Here is a 17416-nt window from a genome sequence, read left to right as displayed (position 1 = left end):
GATACGGGGATAGGACTGGAGATTTCCGTGCTGACGGCCGTGGTCCTCGGCGGCGTATCGCTCGGCGGCGGACGCGGCTCGGTGGGCAACGCCCTGATCGGCGCGATTCTGGTACTGATCCTGACCAACGGCCTGATCCGCCTGTCGACGCCCGGCTCCGTGAACCAGCTCCTGCTGGGCCTGATCCTGATCGTGGCCGTGCTGTTCGACGCCAAATGGGTGAAGAACCGGGGCAAGATCCTCAGCAAGGTCTATGTCTCGCCGACCTATCTGGCCCTGCCCGAACGGGCCGGGGAGAACAGCGCCGCGTTCGCCCTGAACGACCGGCTGGGCGATGTCGAGCTGATCGGCCTTGGCGAGATCGAAGGGCCGGAAGACGTCATCCTGGACAGCAACGACCATCTATACACCGGCACGCGTCACGGCACGATCGTGCGGTTCCTCGCGCCCGACTACCAAAGAAGCGAGGTCTTCGCGCGGATTGGCGGCCATCCGCTTGGCCTCAGTTTCAACAAGGAGGGCGACTTGCTGACCTGTGTCGGCGGCATGGGTGTCTACAAGGTCAGCTCGGACGGCACGGTCTCCAAGGTCACCGACGAGACCAACCGGAGCTGGCTCTCGGTCATCGACGATTCCCGGCTGCGCCTTCCTGACGATCTCGACGTGGCGCCGGACGGGCGCATCTTCTTCAGCGAGGCAACGATCCGCTACGAAATGGCGGACTGGGTGGTCGACGCGCTGGAAGGACGCGGCAACGGCCGCCTCATCTGCCACGACCCGGCGACCGGAAAGACACGCACGGCGCTGCGTGGCCTGATCTTCGCCAACGGCATCACGATCTGCCGCGACGGACAATCGCTGCTGTTTGCCGAGACCTGGGCCTGCCGGATCTCGCGCTACTGGTTCGATGGCCCGAAGAAAGGCCACAAGGAAGTCTTCGTCTCGAACCTGCCCGGCTATCCGGACAACATCAATCGCGGCTCGAACGGCACTTACTGGATAGCGCTGCTCGGCCTGCGGACCAGGACCTTCGACCTTGCCATGCGCAAGCCGGCCTTCCGTCGCCGCATGGCGCGCCGGATCGCCGCCGACGAATGGCTGTTCCCGAACGTCAACCGCGGCTGCGTCGTGCAGATATCCGAGGAAGGCAAGGTTCTCTCCGTGCTGTGGGACCGGAAGGGCGAGAACCATCCGTCGATCACCTCGACATGCGAGCACAAGGGCTATCTCTATCTCGGCGGCGTCTCCAACAACCGGGTCGGACGTGTGCGCCTGCCGGACGCCGACCCGCAATGGACGACGCGCAACGACTATTGGGGCAAGGGCTGATGGGCATGTTGTCGACAATCGCGACCTTGCTCGGACGCGGCAGCGAGGATGCGCTGAGCGTGCCCGCCATGGATGGCGTCTTCAAACCCAACACGCTGCTGGATAGCGCGGTCCGCGTGCTGGAACTGCCGCAAATCGACAATCTGGCGGCCACGCGCGAAGGGCTCTATTGCAGCAGCGGCGAGACGCTGTTTGCGATCGACCCTGCCTCCAGGCGCGCCGAGCTGGTCCGGCAGTTCAAAGGCGAAATCACCATGGTCGCGGCCTCGCCTTCGGGTCGGCTGGCTGTCGGCGTCCAAGGATCCGGCCTTGAAATGCTCGACAAGCATGGCTGGCGCCATATCGATCTGCCGGCCGACTGCGCGCGGTGCGTGACAGCGGGCCTGTTCGGCAACGATGACACGCTCTATCTGGCGATTGGTTCGCGACGCCACGCCGCCTCCGACTGGAAGCGCGACCTGATGAGCCACGGCGCGAGCGGCGCCATTCTGCGTTACCGGATTTCGACGGGAGAGAGCGCGCTCACGGCGGAAGGCATGGCCTTTCCATACGGGATCGCCCTGCTTGCCGACGGTGGGCTGGCTGTCAGCGAAAGCTGGCGGCACCGCATCGCGACACCGGGCGCCGGTGCGAGATCGCGGGCCGACATACTGATCGGCGACCTTCCCGCCTATCCGGCACGATTGGCGCCGGCTTCTGACGGCGGCTTCTGGCTGGCGCTGTTCGCGCCGCGCCGGCAACTGACCGAATTCGTGCTCAGCGAGGACGATTATCGCCGCGAGATGATGGCGACGATACCGTCCGAAGCCTGGATCGGGCCTGACTTCGCCGACAATGGCGGTGATGAACAGCCCCTGCAGGCCGGATCGGTCCGGCAGATGGGCATCATGAAGCCGTGGGCGCCTTCTCGATCCTATGGCATGGTCGTGCGCCTGGACAGCAGGATGAAGCCGCTCGCTAGCCTGCATTCGCGCGCCGACGGCAGGATGCACGGCATCGCCTCGGTGGCGGAATTCCGGGGCGTTCTTTACGCCGCGTCGCGTGGCGGCGGAACGCTGCTCGGCATCGCGACGGGCATGGAGACGGCGCCATGACGGACATCGTCGAATTCCGCGATGCGACCAAGTCTTTCCGCAGCGTCGCCGCGTTCAGAAACGTCAACTTCACCCTGCGCAAGGGCGAGGTCCATGCGCTGCTCGGCGAAAACGGTGCGGGCAAGTCGACGCTGACCAAGGTTCTTGCCGGCCTTTATCCGCTGACCGCCGGAGAGATGCTGGTCGAGGGCGTCGCGCGCAAGTTCTCCTCCCCCGCGGAGGCGCTCGCCAACGGCGTTGCCATGGTGTTTCAGGAAACCAATCTGATCGCCTCGATGACGGTGGCGCAGAACCTGTTCCTTGGCGAGGAGAGCTTCTTCAACCGGCTGCGCGGCGTCAACATAAGGGCGCAGCAGCAATTGCAGCGGCTGAGCTTCCATGTCGAGCCGACCGCGCTGGTCTCTTCCCTGGGCGCCGCGAAGAAACAGATGGTCGAGATCGCGCGCGCCGTGCAGCACAAGGCGCGCATCTTCATCTTCGACGAGCCGACCGCAACGCTGACGCCGGAGGAAAAGCAGCATTTCTTCGCCCTGGTCGAACGGCTGAAGGCGGATGGCGGTTCGATCATCTTCATCTCGCATGCGCTGGAGGAGGCGCTGTCGATCGCCGACCGGATCAGCGTGCTGCGCGACGGCGAGCTGGTCGTCACCGACGAGACGAAGAATTTCACGCGCGACCGCATCATACAGGCGATGGTCGGCCGCCAGTTGAAGGACGAGCTCTACGGCAAGGCGCAGGCTCGCAGGCCGAGGCCGGCCGGTCGCAAGGTGCTGGCGCTGGAGAACGTCTCCATGGGCAAGGCCGTGCGCAGCGCCACCATGTCCGTCTTTGCCGGCCAGGTCACGGGAATGTTCGGCCTTGTCGGCGCCGGGCGCACCGAAATGATGAAGATCGCAGCCGGCGTTCTGAAGCGGGACTTCTTCCATGGCGGGCGCATCAAGCTGAACGGCGAAAGCGTGCGCTTCAAGGTGCCGCGCAACGCCGTCAACAAGCGGATCGCCTATGTAACCGAGGATCGCAAGCTTGATGGGCTGTTCGACACGCTGGGCATTTCCCAGAACGTCTTTCTGGGCAAGCTTTCGGTCGGTGCGAACCCGATTTCCGTGGTCAGCATGGCGCAGGCCAGGGAAGCAGCCGCGAGCTGGGTCGAAAAGCTGAAGATCCGCACGATCCGGCCAAATCCGAATGTGGTCGAACTCTCGGGCGGTAACCAGCAGAAGGTGGTCATCGCGAAAAGCCTGATCCAGAATCCGGAACTGATCATCTTCGACGAACCGACTAGGGGCGTCGATGTCGGAGCCATCGCCGAAATCCACGCCACCATCCAGCAATTGGCCGATGCCGGCGCGGCGGTGGTGGTCATCTCGTCCTATCTGCCCGAAATCCTCGCCATTTCCGACCGTATCCTTGTCGCCAAGCAGGGCCGTATCGTCGAGGAGATGTCGATCGACGAGGCTAACGAGGAGAAGATCATGTACGCGGCCGTCCACTGATGACTGGCGACAAGGTCACCATCGTCGAGGTCGGACCGCGCGACGGACTGCAGAACGAAAAGCGCATAGTCTCGACCGAGGACAAACTCGCCCTGATCGAGCTTCTTGCGCAAGCCGGCTTCAGCAGGATCGAGGCGACGGCGTTCGTCTCGCCCAAATGGGTGCCGCAGATGGCCGACCACGATGCCGTCATGCGCGGCATCCCGAGGAGATCCGGCCTGACGCTTTCGGCGCTGGTCCCCAACGAGCAGGGCGCGTTGGCCGCCATCCAGGCGGGCGCGCGGGAGCTGGCGGTGTTTACCAGCGCATCGGAGACCTTCGCGCAAAAAAACATAAACTGCTCGATCGCCGAGAGCTTGCAACGTTTCAGGCCGGTGCTCGCATTGGCCGCGGCACGGGACATAGCAGTGCGCGGCTATGTGTCATGCGCCGTCGAGTGCCCCTATGAGGGGCCGATAGAACCGGCGGCGGCGCGGTCCGTGTCCGCGCGATTGCTCGATCTCGGCTGCTCTGAAATCGCCATCGCCGACACGATCGGCCGGGCGACACCCGAAAGGGTCGAGCCCATGCTGGCCGAAGTGCTGAAGGCCGTTCCTCCAAGACAACTGGCCTGCCACTTTCACGACACATCGGGGCTGGCGCTGTCGAATGTGGACGTGGCGCTTGAACACGGCATCCGGACGTTCGACAGCGCGATCGGCGGGCTGGGCGGCTGCCCCTATGCTCCGGGGGCGGCGGGAAACCTGGCGACCGAGCGATTGATGGAGCACCTCGATCGACATGGGTATGTCCATGGCATCGACCGCGACGCTTTGGCAGGCGCGCAAAAAATGGCACAATCACTCATGGAGAACAGGTCCGTTCGGGAGACGTGAGGACCAGCCGGACGAACACCCGTGTGGATGCCAGAAAGGCAGCGGGGTCCCCGATGTGCAGGGTCAATTGCGGCGCCACGCAGGAAGCAGGGGTTAAGGAAGTCGGTTGGCGTCGATCCCGCCGAAGCAGAAGCCTCTGCCCGGCAGCAGTGCGCGGGCACGAGGACATCGACCATGCCGAGCTCTGTCCGTGTGAGGCATCGCAGGTTGGGTTGGCTGTACAGGGCGGTGGAGTCGTGCGCGCGGTCACGCGCATAAGGAACGACGCCCAGGCCGAGGCCGTCCCAGGCGATCAGCGGCAGGGGCGATCAGCGGCTGGGCCGTTTCAGCCTGTCTCCGTTCGACTGCCCTATCGTGCTCAGGCCGCTGCCACCAACATGGGCGCGGCGCCGAACAAGCCACCGATCCGGCAAGAGCAGATGCTATCCGCTTCAGCGCGAGCCAGGAACAGGACATTGAACCCCAGCCGTTGCGCAAGGTCCCCACCCTTGTCCGGGCCGAGCACCATGAATGCGGTCGCCCAGGCATCAGCCTCGGCGCAGGTCGGCGCGATGACAGTGACCGAGGCTGGCGATTTGATGAGCGGCGCGCCGAGGGTCGGGTCCATGGTGTGAGAGAGATGTCGACCCTGCACTTCGACCCGGTGGCGGTAGTCGCCGGATGTGGCCACAGCGCAATCCTGCAAGGACAGGATCGAATGCGGCGCGCGGCGTTCCGGGTCCGGTTCCTCCACGGCAACCGTCCAGGCCTCACCGTCGGGTTTCAGACCCACCGCCCGCATCTCGCCATCGATTCCCACGAGTGCGTCGCGGATGCCGAAGCCGCCGAGAATCCCGGCAAGGCGGTCCACGCCGTAGCCCTTGGCGACGCCGTTGAGGTCAAGCGCTATTGGCACGCGCTTGCGGACCCTGGCTCCGTCGATCTCCAGCGCATCGTGGGCAGGCATGCGCATGGCCTGCATCGCGCAGCGGATGCGATCCGGACTGGCTTCAGCCGGGCCGAAGCCCCACGCGGTCACCGCGTCGCCGACACCTATATCGAAAGCGCCGCCAGAAGCGCGGCCGACATTCAGCCCCAGCCTGATCACGTCGAGGAGGCATCCAGGAATCGTCACCCACGCCCCTACCGGAGCCCGGTTAAGGCGCATGAGATCGCTGTCAGATTGCCATGTCGACATCTGCGCATCGACCTCGTCGACCGAGGCCTGCAGGGCCGCACGGACAGCTTCTACGTCAAAGCCGGAAAGCACGTGGAAAAGCGCGGACCAGCGTGTGCCCATCGTCGGCCCGTTGAGGGCGTGCCGCACAAGGTCAGTAGACATCTTCGACATAGCGTCCCTCCGCCTTCAGGACCGCGGGCGACAGCCCAAGCGGTTCAAGTATTCGCGTCATCGCCTCGGCAACCCCGGCCGCCATGTGCCGCCCGCCGCAAACCATGATCCGCGCGCCCTTTCCTATGGCGCGGACGACTTCGCGCTGCTCGGCGGCGAGCGCGTCCTGAACGTAGCGCGGCCGCGCTCCGCGCGAGACCGCGGTGGACAGGCTGGAGAGCCTGCCGGTGGCCGCCCAGGCTTCGAGTTCCTCGCGGTAGAGGAAATCGCTTCCTGGAAGCCGCATGCCGAAGAACAGGTGGATCGGCCGCCGCGAGTTGTTGGCGCGGATGAAGCCGGCAAGCGGTCCCATCCCGGTGCCCGCTCCGATCAATATGAGCGGCGCACTGTCGCGTCTGACATGGAACGTGGAGTTGCGGCGGATGAAGCCAGCAACCGTTCCGCCCGGTTCGAGCGCCATGAGCTCGCCGGAACAGATGCCACCCGGATGCCTGCGCACCACAATCTCCACGAAACCGTCCTGGCTGCCCGAGGCGAGCGAATAGAAGCGCGGCACAGGCGACCCCTCAGGCACGATGCCGAGCAGGTCCCCCGGTTCGAAACGGCCGAATCCGCGCCCCGTCAGACGTTGCCAAACGGACAGGGGCGGCAGGGCAAAGCGCAGGATCGCGGTCGGAGCCTGGACTTCGTGGCCGTAGTCGCGGCGCGAAACAAGCGTCAGCGGCTTGACCTCGGGGAGGACGGGCTGGTGGTTGAGTTCCAGGTCGATGCCGAGTGCTTCGCCAAGCGCGCGTCCCCAGCGGGCGAACTCCTGCGGTGACTGGCGGTCGACCGTTTCGAATGGCAGCAGACGTGGCCAACCCCGACCTTCGGCGGCAGTGGCAACCGCCCTGGCGTAGGCGCAGAAGGCCGGGAAACTCCGGTCGCCGAAGCCAAGCACAGCCAGTCGCGCCGCAGGCGCCGCGGAAAGCCCTGCCACCCGGTCCAGGAATCCTTTCGCGGAAGCGGGAGCGTCGCCGTTGCCGTAGGTCGCGGCAAGCACGACGTACCGGTCCGCACCGGAAAAGCGCCCGGGGTCGAACGACGACATCGGCGCGGTGTGGACGCGCTGCCCGGCGCGAGTCAGCGCCAGATGCAATGTCGCGGCAAAACCCCATGTGCTGCCGCTCTCGCTTCCGACCAGGATGATCGTCTCAGCACCGCCCGGCGCGGCATTGTCGCGAATCCTGGGACGGCCGCTGAGGCCCGTCAGCCAGATGAGGAGTCCCGTTGCGCCCATGACAGGAACGGTAAGCGCCGTGAGCCCGAGAAACAGACCGAGAAGTGCCGCGCCCTGTCCGGTGTGGAGCATGTAAATGGTGTCCGAGACGCGCGTCCAACCACTCGAGCCTGACCAGCCGAGCGTCGCCCCGGTTCCCTGGTCGAGGTAGCCAGTGCCGCTGTCGGTCTTGAGCGTAAAGACGTCGGTGGCGTCTCCCGCATAGGGGAAGTTCAGCTCGCGCAGGCTCGACACGGGCGTCGCCGCGAACAGCGGCATCGATGTCAAGGTGGCGCCCATCGTCTCGCTCATCGCGGATGGCGGGCTTGGAACGGGCGCCTTGTCCGGAAGGAACCCGAAGGTCGAGGCCGTCATCCAAAGGGCCGTTGCCGACGACAGCAGAAGGCCGAGGACAGCACCGCGCGCAAGCTCGACATGGACGCGCCCTGCCAGAGGTCCCCGGAGCGGGGCAAACCAGCGTCTCCATCCGCCGGCGCGCCGCGCGACGAGCATGGAACCAGAAATGGCGAGGACGAGCATCGCCGCCGCCCCCGTTGCCATGGCGATGCGGCCGGCGTCGTCAAGGAACAGCGAGCGGTGCAGGTTGGTAAGCCAGCGCTGGACCGGGTTGGGATCGGCCGAAGCCGTAGCGGCTCCTGTCGCCGGGTCGATAACGGCCGATGCCGGCGTGCCGCCCTCGAACCAGAAGGCGGTGATGCGTCCGGAGGGTGAGCGCCGTATCTGCTCGACCCCCGGGAAGGCGGACTTGATGCGTGCGGCAAGGTCTGCGACGCTCATCGCCTGTTCCGCCTGCGGCGCGGAAATCCGTTCCGCCGCCGGGAAGACGGACAGCGCCGCGCCACTGACGGCGAGGAGCGTCACGAGGACAAGAGCCGGCAGGCCCAGCCAACGGTGAAGGGCACGGATCATTGCTGCAGCGCCTTACAAGCCGTAGCTGAAGTCCGCGATGTAGCGGCGGCCGGGGGTGGACTTTCCAGCCCCTTGCGCCGTCAGCGGCACGGCAATCTCGTTGGGGCTGTCGCGCATGTCCTCGACGGCCGCGTCGACGTGGACGGTATAGCCGGCGTCAAAGAGCGCGTCGGCGAGGTCGAGCGTGATCTCCAGCTGGCGGCCGGCGCCCACGCTGGCTCCGGTGATGCCATTGATCTCGGCGGTGTTGCCACCCGTCGCGCGGTACCAGTCGGACAGGTGTTCGTAGTATTTGGACTTGGTTCCAGCCATCCACAGGCTTCCGGCGTAACCCCCTTTGGGGTCCGTGACGTAGATGGCGAGGTAGGCGCCGTTGCCGCCATAATTCTTCAGCGTGGTGGTGAGGGTTACCGGCCGCGCCGTGGCGATGCCGGGAAGCGTCAGCGCCGTGGTCAGGGCCAGGGCGGCGAAAATGGTTTTCATTGGGCTGTTTCCTTGATCTGGCGTGATGCAAGCCGTCGGCTCAGTTGACCTGAACCTTGGGCGTCGCCCCGGTGCCGAAGAGACCATTGTTCGGGGGAGCCACGCTTCCGGCCGGAGCCGGGCCCGACCCGCTGCCGCCGTCGTCGTCATCATCTTCGTCATCGCCCTCATCATGGTCGTCGCCGTCCCCGCGGCGAAGTCGGCGTTCATGATCACGGCTTTCGCCGCCATCGTCGCTGACCAACACCGGAGATGCCCCCAAGGCCCGGAAGGCTCCCAGGGCTGTGTCGCGCCGTCCCTCGAGCTGGCCAGCGCCGTGCATGGCGCTCCACGCGGGAATGCCGATCACGGCGATCAGCGCTGTCGACGCAAGCAAGATGGAAATGGTCTTTTTCATCGCAGGGTCTCCTTTTTTCTGCTGGTGCCGTTCTGGCGGCCCGGCCTGATCCCTTCCTGACGGAAGAGGACTTTCTGCTTCAGCTTGCCGTCAGGAATCGAAAGGCCCCGCCGAAACGGGGCTGAACGCGCCGACGAGGCCCCAGTGGAAGAGGCGAACCAGCGGGTCCCAGACAAGAACCCGCCGCGCGGCGGGTTCTTGGGATTGGGGCGCGATCGAGGCAAAGTCATTGATCGTCATGGCGGCCTTCTTCGGTACGGTGACGATGACCGGCGCCGTCCCTGGGTTCGATCTGGATGATGTCGAGGGTCGATGGATGGACGGTCACCTCGATCCGCTGCCCCTGAGCGTCGGTGCCGTCGATCTCGTAGCAACCGTCGTCGATCTTGATCCGGCGCACCGTCCAGCCACTCCGGGCCGCAAGGGCCGTCACGGCCTCCCTCGGCTTCCAGTCCGCCATCGGCACGAAGCATTGGTCATCGGCGAGCGCCAGTCCTGGATGCAGGGCCGCGGCGCAGGCGAGAATTATCAGGGCAAGCCGCATAGGCCCGGACTCCGTTCCAACCTGATTTGAGCCAACGCAAGGTGGAGAGCCAAGCTGACGGTATGCTGAAGCTCGCGCGCAATCCGCTTCAGCCTGGTGTCAGGAACGTCCGCCAAGGAAGGCAGCGGCCGCGAAAAGGCGAACGACTATGCGAATCCTGCTGATAGAGGACGACAGCGTGCTTGGCGCGGCGGTGCGAGACCAGATCGTCGGTGACGGCCACTCGGTGGACTGGGTCACACGGATCGACGCGGCGCGGGACGCGATGGCGGGCGCGGCCTACGACCTGATCCTGCTCGACCTAATGCTCCCCGACGGACGGGGGATCGTGTTCCTTCGCGCACTGAGGGCGGCCGGAGATGTCACGCCCATCATCATCCTGACGGCGCTCGACCAGGTGTCGGACAGGATTGAAGGCCTGACGGCCGGGGCCGACGATTACATCGTCAAGCCGTTCGATCTCGACGAATTGTCGGCGCGCATCGGCTCCGTCGCGCGACGATATTCCGGCAATCCCAACCCGATCATACGACTTCGTTCGCTCGACATCGACATCGCCCGCCGGAGCGTGCGCCGGGACGGCAAGACCGTTCAGCTGACAGCCCGCGAATGGGCATTGCTGGAGGCGTTCCTGACACGGCCGGGCCAGCTGCTCTCGAAGGCGCAGCTCGAGGAGAAGCTCTACGACTTCGATGCCGAGGTGGAGAGCAACACGATCGAGGTCCATGTCAGCAGGCTGCGCAAGAAGCTCGGCACCGACCTCATCGAGACCGAGCGAGGCCTCGGCTACAGGCTGGCCCCGGCATGAGGCGTCCCCGAAGCCTCCAGGGCAGGCTCCTCCTGTCGTTAGGGGCGGTTCTGCTCGTGATCTGGTCCGGCGCGGCGTGGACGACCGCTGTCTTGCTGCGGCATGGGATCGAGGACGTCTTCGATTCCTCGCTCCAGGAGACTGCGCAACGCTTGCTTCCCTTGGCGGTCTTGGACATCGTGGGCCGCGAGGACGAAGATGTCGCCATCCAGCGGCTTGGAGCAATCCGCAGCCATGACGAGCTTCTCACCTACATTGTCCGCGACGACAAGGGCAAGGTCCTCCTTCAGTCCCACGCGGCTGACGTCTCTGTGTTCCCGCCCTATGAAAGACCTGGATTCGGCCAGACAGCGACGCATCGCCTGTACAGCGAGGAGGCCCTGCAGGGCACGGTTCGCATCACGGTGGCCGAACCTCTCGCCCATCGGGCTCAAGTGGTCAGGGAGGTTCAGATGGGCCTGGGCCTGCCCATCCTTCTGATAATCCCGGCCGCCTTCGTCGCCATCGCGCTCGCGGCGCAAAGAAGCACGAGGCCGTTGCGGGCGTTCCGGGAGCAACTCGAAACCCGGAGCGAGAAGGATCTCGGGCCTGTGGCATCCGATGATCTGCCCAGCGAGCTCGCGCCGCTGGCTGTCACACTGAACGCACTGCTCGAAAGGCTCAGAGCCGCCTTCGAAGCAGAACGCAGCCTCGCCACCAACACCGCCCACGAGCTGAGGACCCCGCTTGCCGGGGCGATCGCCCAGGCCCAGCGCATCCGGAAGGAAACCACCGAACCACATATCGGCCAGCGCGGAGCGGACATCGAGGCGACCCTCAAGCGGCTGACGGCGCGCGCCGAACGGCTGATGCAACTCGCCCGGGCGGAAGGCAGCCGGCTTCGATTGGAACGAACGTCGGATCTTCGTGCGGCACTGCGGGCCGTAGTCGACGATTTGCGGAGGAGCGTGCCATATGAGAGCATCATCCTTAGCCTGCCGGCAACTCCCGTGATGTCCGATATCGATCCCGATGCCGCCGGGATCCTGTGCCGCAACCTCATCGACAACGCGCTGCGCTATGGCAAGGCCTCGTCGCCTGTGGCAGTGACCCTCGACTCGGATGGGCTGCTGACGGTGTCAAACGAAGGACCCGTTGTGCCGCCCGAGATAATGGCGAAACTGGCGGGCCGTTTCGAGCGGGGCGGAACTTCGGCCCGCGGCAGCGGAATCGGGCTGTCGATCGTTTCGACGATTGCTGATCGGATAGGCAGCCCGCTCACCCTCAAATCGCCTAGGCCAGGGAAGCAGTCCGGTTTCGAAGCCAGCGTGAACCTCGCGATCGCAAGCGAGTCCAAGTCCACGGCTTCATCTTGATGTGGTGTCTGCCCCGATGGCGACGGTGAAAATGGCTGGATGCAGGCACGAGATGATGCTCGTGCTTCAGGTCGCCATCCGGCTCAACATCACGAAACGACGGACGTCGACCGGACGTGCGACCAGATCATCGAGGCGGCCGAACAGCGGCTTCAGATGCGGCATTGCCAAATGCCGGTCGAGATCGTCCTTCGAGCGCCAGTTCTCGTAGAACATGAACACGCAAGGGTCGGCCGCATCGACATGGAAATCGTAGTTGATGCAGCCCTCCTCGGCCCGCGTCGGCTCCACGAAGCCCGACAGGATCGCCTGCAGTTCCTCGCGAGTCTCCGGCTTGGCGACGACGGTGCCGATCACCGTGTAAGGAACCGCCATGTCATTTCCGTCCCTGGCTGAGCGCGACGGCAAGGATGATGATGGCGCCGCGCGCGATCAGTTGCTGGCTGAACTCCAGGCCCATCAGGATCAAGCCGTTGTTGATAAGCCCGATCATCAACGCGCCGACAATGGTTCCGATCACCGTGCCGGACCCGCCGAACAGGCTGGTGCCGCCAAGCACCGCCGCCGCGATGACCGACAGCTCGTCGCCCTGGCCGAGCTGGAAGCGGCCGGATTGCAGCCGCCCGGCATAGAGCATGCCGGCAAGAGCCGCCGCCATGGCCGAGATGATGAGGACGCGGAACTTGATCGACTTGGTGTCGATGCCGGAGTAGCGCGCGGCGACCTCGCCGCCGCCGGTGGCCAGCACGCGCCGGCCGAAGCTGGTTCGCCTCAGCACGACATGACCGACGGCGCCCAGCACCAGCATCCAGATCAGCAGGACGGGCGCCGGCCCGATATTGCCACCACCAAAAATCCACGAATAGCTCTTCGAGATGATCGGCACCGCGGCCGTATCGCTCATCCACATCGCGGTGCCGGTGGCGATCCCCATCATGGCCAGCGTGGTGAGGAAGGACGGAATGCCGATGCGCGTCGTCAGGAGCCCGTTGAAGGTACCGACGACGGCGCCGGTGGCGAGGCCTGCAACGATGCCGGTAACCGGTCCACCGGCATCGATCGCCATGGCCGTGGTCACCGAAGCCAGCCCCGCCACCGCCCCGACGGACAGGTCGATCTCTCCCGCCGACAGCACGTAGGTCATGGCGATCGCCATGACCGCGATCATCGCCGTCTGGCGCACGATGTTGAGCAGGTTGTTGGGGTTGAGGAAGCCCTTGTCGAACAGCGTGATCGCGAACACGATGAAGATCACGACGAAGCCGATATAGATGATGTTCTGCCGCCAGTTGGCGAGACCGAGCCTTGCGAGGAGCGAGGGAGCGGTGTCCCGGTCAGTGGACATGTGTTCCTCCCTCACTCTTGCTCAGCGCCTTCTGGATGACGATCTGCAGCTTGCGCTCCGCTGCCTGCAGCCGCGCGACCGGATCGTCCTCCGGCGCCGACAGATCGTCGAGTTCGCCGCGGTCTATGTCGTCCATGACGCGGCCGTCCGCGATGACGAGTATGCGGTCGCAGGCGGTCAGCATCTCGGACAGCTCGGACGAGATCATGATGATGGCCTTGCCGCTCTTGGCGAGCTCGCGCACCAGCATGATGATTTCCGACTTCGAGCCGATGTCGATGCCGGAGGTCGGCTCATCGAGGACAAGAATATCCGGCTCGGTCGCAAGCCATTTGCCGATGACGACCTTCTGCTGATTGCCGCCCGACAGCGTGCGCACCGCAGCGTCGCGCGAAGCGGTCTTGATCCGCAGCCTTCCGATCTGGCTGTCGGACTGCTCGCGCATCTTGCTGTTCGACATGAAACCATTGCGGCTCAGCCGGTCGAGCGAGGCAAGCGCGATGTTGGAGGCGACCGAATGCTCGGCAATGACACCTTGCCGCAACCTGTCCTCGGGCACCAGCGCGATGCCGGCCTCGATGGCGTCGCTTGGCCTCGTGATCGCCACCGGCTTGCCAGCGATGCGCATTTCGCCTTCGACGATCGGCTCGATGCCGGCAATGACGCGCGCGATCGCGGAGCGGCCGGAGCCGAGCAGTCCGGCAAGGCCCACCACCTCGCCGCCGCGGACGACGAAACTGGCATTCTTCGGCTTCGTCATGCCCGACACGTTGTCGAACTCCAGCAACGGTTCTCCGATGCGCGATCCGCCGCGCGCCACATCCGACAGGCCGCGTGAGCGTTTGCCGACAATGTGTTCGATCATCGTTTCGACCGGCAGGTCCGACAGCGGCGCGGTGATGACATGGCGGCCGTCGCGCAGGATGGTGGCGCGGTCGGCGATGCGGGCGATCTCGTCCATGCGGTGCGAGACATAGATGATGGCCACGCCATCCGACCTCAGCTTGCGCAGGAAGGCGAACAGCCGCTCGACATCGGACACGGCCAGTGCCGTCGACGGCTCGTCGAGCACCAGCACCTTGGCGTTCTGCGAGATCGCCTTGACGATCTCGGTCAATTGCCGCTGGCCGGCGCCGAGATCGCCGACGATCGCCTTCGGATCGACCTCGACCTCGAGCATGGCGAACAGATCCCGGGCGCGCCTCTCGGCCGCGCGATCATCAATCAGGCCGAACGCGTCTTTGGCTTCACGGGTGAGGAACACGTTCTGCGCCACGGTCAATGTCGGGATCAGGCTCATCTCCTGGAAGATCATGGCGATGCCCGCCCGGCGCGACGCCTCAGGCGAAATCTCGCTCAGCGGCTTGCCGTCGACAAGGATGGTGCCGCTGTCGGGCGCATGCACGCCGTTCAGCACTTTGAGGATGGTCGACTTGCCGGCGCCGTTGCCGCCGAGCAGGGCGTGGATCTCACCCTTCTCCACCTGCAGGTCGACATCGACCAGCGCCTTGACGCCGCCGAAGGATTTGCTGACGCCCTTCATCTCCACCGCATGAACAGGCGTCCCGTCGATCATGGCCGGACCTTGACCCAATGGCCGCTCTCACCGGATTCGATCAAAGCGTCGGCGACCCGCTCCGTCTTGTAGCCGTCCTCGAAATTCGGCGACGGCTGCTTGCCGGACGCGATGGCCGAGAAGAAGTCGAAACACTCGACGATCTTGGTCTCGGAATAGCCGATGCCAAGCGCCGGGATCGGCCACAGGCCCGAACCATAGGGATGCGCCAGACCGGAATAAACGGTCCTGAACCCGCGGGCGTCGGCAGGATCATCGGCGAACATGACCTGCAATTCGTCGCGCCGTTCGTAGTTGAAGGCAATGGAGCCCTTGGTGCCGTGGATCTCGAAAGTGATGAAATTGTTGCGGCCATAGGCATTGCGGGTCGCCTCGAGCGAGCCGATGGCGCCGTCGGCGAATTTGAGCAGCGTCACCACCTCATCGTCGACATCGACTTCGGCCCGTTGCGCGCCGGTGTTCCGTTCGGCGGCGCCGAGCCTGTCGAGATTGCCGCTCTGGACCGGACGCGTCTTGTTGTAGGTGCGCACCAGCGCGCTGACCTCGGCGATCTCGCCAACGAGGTAGCGGGCAAGATCGACGACATGCGTGCCGATGTCGCCGATCGAGCCGGAGCCGGCGATCTTCTTCTGGAAGCGCCAGGAGAGCGGGGAATCCGGATCGGCCGACCAGTCCTGGAGATAGGTGCCGCGGAAGTTGAGAATCTTGCCGATGCGGCCCTCCTCTATGTATTGGCGGGCCAGCGCCACCGCCGGGGTGCGCCGATAGTTGAAGGCGACCATGTGGATGATGCCCGCCTTCCTCACCGCGTCGAGCATGGTCTTCGCCTCGTCGCCGCCGCGCGCCAGCGGCTTTTCGCAGATGATGTGCTTGCCGGATTCCGCCGCTGCGATGGCGATCGCGGCATGGCTGTCGTTCGGCGTGACGATATCGACAACGTCGATGTCCGGCCTTTTCACCACGGAGCGCCAGTCGGCGGAGGATTCCTCGAAACCGTAGCGGCGGCGGCCTTCGTCGGCCAAGGCCTCGGTCACGTCGACCACAACCTTGCGCACGGGAACGGCGGGCGCCGGCCAGAAGAACATCGGCATTGCCGCATAGGCCATTGCATGGGCCTTGCCCATGAAACCGCCGCCGATCATCGCCACGTTGAGCGTTCGGGTCATGATAGCCTCCAGATTGAGCTGAGAAGGAGCGGCCGGCGGGGAGCACGCCGGCCGCGGGGCCGCTACATGCTGCCCTTGATCTTGTCGGTGGCCTCGGCGTGATAGACGGCCTTCCAGCCTTCCAGCAGCGTGTCCTTGGTTACCGGCAGCGCCGGCAGGGCGACGAAGGCCGGCGCCTCCTTGCCGAGCAGACCATAGCCGGCAAGCTTGGCTTCGGTGACGCCCTGGTCGAACGGACGCTGGGCGCCCAGCCCCTTCACGAAGCCGCCGCTTGCCATGTTGATGGCGACGTTCTCGCCGAGATCGCAGGTGGTGATGACGAGGTCGTCGCGGCCGGCGGTGCGCGCCGCCGAGATCACGCCCTCGGCCGGCACGTCCCACACCGCCCAGATGCCGTTGATGGTCGGGTGGGAGGTGAGGATCGCGGACGCCGCTTTCTCGGCATCGCCGGTGAAGTCCGGCCCGCCAATGCCCTGCTCGGCGACGATCTTGATGTCGGGATAGTTGTCGGCGATCGTCTTCTTGAAGCCGTCATAGCGCTGCCTGGTGACGAAAAAATCGGCGGCGTGGAAGACGAGGCCGATCTCGCCCTTGCCGCCCAGCGCCTTGGCCATCAGATGCGCGGCCGCGACTCCGTTGCCGTAATTGTCGGCGGAGACCACGGAGACGTAGTCCTTGCCGGCGGCGAAGCCCGCCGGAACGTTGTCCATGAACACCAGCTTGGCGCCCTTGTCGGCGGCAGCCTTGTAGGCCGATGCCGTGGCCGACGGATCGGTCGGGATCGACACGATGATCTTCGGGTTCTGCGCCATCACCGTCTCGAGGTCGGCGACCTGCTTTTCGGGCTTGAAGCCGGCATCGGTGGTGGCGATCACCTCGATGCCCATCTTCCCGAACTGGTCCTTGAGCCCGGCGATCTGCGCCCTCGACCAGTCATTGCCGCCATAGTGCATGACGATCGCGGCGGTGGCCTTCATGTCCTTGATCTTCGTCAGTTCCTCGTCCGTCAGCGTTACGGAGGCTGCCGAAGCCGGCGCCTCGCCGTTCGGGCCCTTCGAAAGCACCGTCTTTTGCAGTTCCGCCAGCGCCGAATCCGGGTCGGCGGAGGCGGGCGCGGCGGCATAGAGACTGGTTGCCAGCAGCGCCGTCGTGAAGACCGCGGTCATTGTCCTGAAACGTGTCATTAGGTTCCTCCCTGATGACGGGCGCGAAGCCCGGTTGCTTAACGTGGCCCCATGGCCTTGTTGAGGTAGTTCATGCTCAGTGCTGCTCCTTGCCTGGGATCCGCCCAGGCATCGAGTTCGGTGGTGATCCAGCCGGAAAAGCCGATGTCCTTGAGCGCCTCGACGATCGGCGCCATGTCGAGGTCGCCGCGATCGAGCGGCGTGAAGGCGAAGGGGTCGCGCTGCCAGCCTTTCAGATGCACGTAGCTG

The 17416-nt window shown here is 65.2% G+C and carries 17 protein-coding genes and 1 pseudogene; 6 read left to right on the top strand and 12 right to left on the bottom strand.

Going from position 1 to position 17416, the window contains the following annotated elements; genetic code table 11:
• From EOD07_RS02770 to EOD07_RS02755, 4 genes are all read left to right on the top strand, one after another.
• A partial coding sequence (locus tag EOD07_RS02770) for an SMP-30/gluconolactonase/LRE family protein (RefSeq protein ID WP_206519412.1) occupies nt 1-1329 on the top strand: 1329 nt, incomplete at its 5' end.
• Between the two features lie 5 nt (nt 1330-1334).
• Nucleotides 1335-2423 carry a hypothetical protein gene (locus EOD07_RS02765; protein ID WP_164772040.1) on the top strand — a complete coding sequence of 363 codons (1089 nt, stop codon included), beginning with the start codon at nt 1335-1337 and terminating at the stop codon, nt 2421-2423.
• On the top strand, nt 2420-3916 hold the full coding sequence (locus tag EOD07_RS02760; protein WP_127233865.1) for a sugar ABC transporter ATP-binding protein: 1497 nt from the start codon (nt 2420-2422) through the stop codon (nt 3914-3916). The genes EOD07_RS02765 and EOD07_RS02760 overlap by 4 nt, the downstream gene beginning before the upstream one ends.
• Nucleotides 3916-4791 (top strand): hydroxymethylglutaryl-CoA lyase, encoded by an 876-nt coding sequence (locus tag EOD07_RS02755; protein ID WP_127233864.1) that lies wholly within the window; start codon nt 3916-3918, stop codon nt 4789-4791. The genes EOD07_RS02760 and EOD07_RS02755 overlap by 1 nt, the downstream gene beginning before the upstream one ends.
• A 358-nt stretch (nt 4792-5149) precedes the next feature.
• Here the strand turns inward: EOD07_RS02755 and EOD07_RS02745 are convergent, their stop codons facing one another.
• The 6 genes from EOD07_RS02745 to EOD07_RS02725 form a co-directional block, all read right to left on the bottom strand.
• Nucleotides 5150-6121, bottom strand: coding sequence for an FAD:protein FMN transferase (locus EOD07_RS02745; protein ID WP_127233863.1), 972 nt, complete (start codon nt 6119-6121; stop codon nt 5150-5152).
• Entirely contained in the window at nt 6102-8309 is a 2208-nt protein-coding gene (locus tag EOD07_RS02740; RefSeq protein ID WP_127233862.1) for a PepSY domain-containing protein, read from the bottom strand. Before EOD07_RS02740 ends, EOD07_RS02745 begins: the two co-directional genes overlap by 20 nt.
• Before the next feature lie 12 nt (nt 8310-8321).
• Nucleotides 8322-8792: a DUF2271 domain-containing protein gene (locus EOD07_RS02735; RefSeq protein WP_127233861.1), complete on the bottom strand. Its 471-nt coding sequence runs from the start codon at nt 8790-8792 to the stop codon at nt 8322-8324.
• 40 nt (nt 8793-8832) lie between these two features.
• Nucleotides 8833-9189, bottom strand: a complete 357-nt coding sequence (locus EOD07_RS02730) for a hypothetical protein (protein ID WP_127233860.1) — start codon at nt 9187-9189, stop codon at nt 8833-8835.
• A gap of 90 nt (nt 9190-9279) precedes the next feature.
• Nucleotides 9280-9429 carry a hypothetical protein gene (locus tag EOD07_RS37520; protein ID WP_164772039.1) on the bottom strand — a complete coding sequence of 50 codons (150 nt, stop codon included), beginning with the start codon at nt 9427-9429 and terminating at the stop codon, nt 9280-9282.
• Nucleotides 9416-9733, bottom strand: coding sequence for a PepSY domain-containing protein (locus tag EOD07_RS02725; RefSeq protein ID WP_127233859.1), 318 nt, complete (start codon nt 9731-9733; stop codon nt 9416-9418). The genes EOD07_RS37520 and EOD07_RS02725 overlap by 14 nt, the downstream gene beginning before the upstream one ends.
• A gap of 148 nt (nt 9734-9881) precedes the next feature.
• Here EOD07_RS02725 and EOD07_RS02720 point away from each other — a divergent pair, with 148 nt between their 5' ends.
• Together EOD07_RS02720 and EOD07_RS02715 are read left to right on the top strand one after the other, a co-directional pair.
• Nucleotides 9882-10541: a response regulator transcription factor gene (locus EOD07_RS02720; protein WP_127233858.1), complete on the top strand. Its 660-nt coding sequence runs from the start codon at nt 9882-9884 to the stop codon at nt 10539-10541.
• A 56-nt stretch (nt 10542-10597) separates the two neighbouring features.
• On the top strand, nt 10598-11896 hold the full coding sequence (locus EOD07_RS02715) for an ATP-binding protein (protein ID WP_245469789.1): 1299 nt from the start codon (nt 10598-10600) through the stop codon (nt 11894-11896).
• 66 nt (nt 11897-11962) lie between these two features.
• On the opposite strand, the gene EOD07_RS02710 is transcribed toward EOD07_RS02715, so the two are convergent.
• From EOD07_RS02710 to EOD07_RS37515, 6 genes and pseudogenes are all read right to left on the bottom strand, one after another.
• Nucleotides 11963-12271: a putative quinol monooxygenase gene (locus tag EOD07_RS02710; protein ID WP_127233856.1), complete on the bottom strand. Its 309-nt coding sequence runs from the start codon at nt 12269-12271 to the stop codon at nt 11963-11965.
• Between the two features lies 1 nt (nt 12272).
• Nucleotides 12273-13241, bottom strand: coding sequence for an ABC transporter permease (locus EOD07_RS02705; protein WP_040985688.1), 969 nt, complete (start codon nt 13239-13241; stop codon nt 12273-12275).
• Entirely contained in the window at nt 13231-14817 is a 1587-nt protein-coding gene (locus EOD07_RS02700) for a sugar ABC transporter ATP-binding protein (RefSeq protein WP_127233855.1), read from the bottom strand. Before EOD07_RS02700 ends, EOD07_RS02705 begins: the two co-directional genes overlap by 11 nt.
• Nucleotides 14814-15983, bottom strand: a complete 1170-nt coding sequence (locus EOD07_RS02695) for a Gfo/Idh/MocA family oxidoreductase (protein WP_127233854.1) — start codon at nt 15981-15983, stop codon at nt 14814-14816. The genes EOD07_RS02700 and EOD07_RS02695 overlap by 4 nt, the downstream gene beginning before the upstream one ends.
• Nucleotides 15984-16045: 62 nt before the next feature.
• Nucleotides 16046-17149, bottom strand: a complete 1104-nt coding sequence (locus tag EOD07_RS02690; protein ID WP_245469791.1) for a substrate-binding domain-containing protein — start codon at nt 17147-17149, stop codon at nt 16046-16048.
• A gap of 56 nt (nt 17150-17205) precedes the next feature.
• Nucleotides 17206-17416 (bottom strand): annotated as a pseudogene (locus EOD07_RS37515) (sugar phosphate isomerase/epimerase); the annotation flags it as partial.

Source organism: Mesorhizobium sp. M2C.T.Ca.TU.002.02.1.1 (assembly GCF_003997225.1).
Note: the sequence above shows the minus strand (reverse complement) of the source record. Positions and strands in the feature narration are given on the sequence as shown.